This window comes from Paenisporosarcina sp. P4_D4 (genome assembly GCF_056401835.1).
In genome coordinates, this window is sequence record NZ_JBFUIO010000351.1 from 1 (window position 1) to 924 (window position 924).

Genomic DNA, 924 nt, shown 5'->3' on the forward strand with positions numbered 1-924 from the left:
CTTTAACGGTTAAGTATTCGCCATAACGATCATGAAAATGATAAGAGCGTACCAAGTTGAAAAATTATTCAGTTAGGTTATATTAAACTAAATCAAACCTTGGAGGAATTAAAATGACAACTATCGAACAGGCAAATAACACAATTAAATTAAATGAGCTTATTGAAGGCAACTTTAAAAAATACCATATTCACACTGATACTGGAGTACATGCAGTTAATGCACAATCCAAGTCAGAAGCTAGAAATTATTTAAACAGTGTTTTAGGTCATTGGGATTTTTATAGAGTGGAAACTGTAACAACTTATGGTGAAAATTAAACAAAGTCGAAACGGCTGCAAAGCCGTCCTAACATTGTGTGTTAGCTGATGAGACTAAAAGAAACGGAGTGGATCAGATGGAAAACTTAAAAGCAATTAAAGTTTACGAAATCTTTGACCATATGTACATTAACGAAAATGAAGCAAAGGAAATTGAAAAAGAATGGTTTCCTAAAGATCAAGTGAGAACACGCTATATAATTCTGGATGAAGAGGAATTGCAATTCTTCATTAAAGAACATAAAGGAGTTATGGCAAGCGTTTATAGTTATGAAACGGAACATGAAGCAAAACAAGCGATTGAAAATGAAGAGTATTAATAAGTAAATAAATTTTAAACAAAAAGGAGAAATGAAAATGAGAAAAGTAAATATTAAAGAAATGTTTGGTAAAGAATTGAAAGAGCTAAAATTTTTAACTAATGATACTTCATTAATTGAAGCGATCGACAAAGAGTTGGCAGAACGTTTTGACACGTTAAACGCTATGGACAGTGCAATAGGTTATAAATTTTAAAAGTCGTCAAAGCGACTATAAAAAGGCATTAAGCTTTGAGCGTGATACACTCCAAAAGTGTATCGGTTGCATTACATAATAAAAATAC

Annotated in this window: 3 protein-coding genes; all 3 read left to right on the forward strand. The window is 31.5% G+C overall.

Annotation, left to right across the window (positions count from 1 at the left end; genetic code table 11):
- Nucleotides 1-113: 113 nt before the first annotated feature.
- The 3 genes from AC1DSL_RS18755 (at nt 114) to AC1DSL_RS18765 (ending at nt 836) form a co-directional block, all read left to right on the forward strand.
- Entirely contained in the window at nt 114-320 is a 207-nt protein-coding gene (locus AC1DSL_RS18755) for a hypothetical protein (protein ID WP_477533405.1), read from the forward strand.
- Between the two features lie 77 nt (nt 321-397).
- The gene (locus AC1DSL_RS18760) at nt 398-640 is read left to right on the forward strand and encodes a hypothetical protein (RefSeq protein WP_477533406.1); all 243 of its coding nucleotides are present in this window, start codon (nt 398-400) and stop codon (nt 638-640) included.
- A gap of 37 nt (nt 641-677) precedes the next feature.
- Nucleotides 678-836 carry a hypothetical protein gene (locus tag AC1DSL_RS18765; RefSeq protein ID WP_477533407.1) on the forward strand — a complete coding sequence of 53 codons (159 nt, stop codon included), beginning with the start codon at nt 678-680 and terminating at the stop codon, nt 834-836.
- Nucleotides 837-924: the final 88 nt, after the last annotated feature.

Bases quoted from the DNA above. Each gene is read 5' to 3' on its own strand.
- AC1DSL_RS18755 (WP_477533405.1), top strand. From the start codon at position 114: ATGACAACTATCGAACAGGCAAATAACACAATTAAATTAAATGAGCTT.
- AC1DSL_RS18760 (WP_477533406.1), top strand. From the start codon at position 398: ATGGAAAACTTAAAAGCAATTAAAGTTTACGAAATCTTTGACCATATG.
- AC1DSL_RS18765 (WP_477533407.1), top strand. From the start codon at position 678: ATGAGAAAAGTAAATATTAAAGAAATGTTTGGTAAAGAATTGAAAGAG.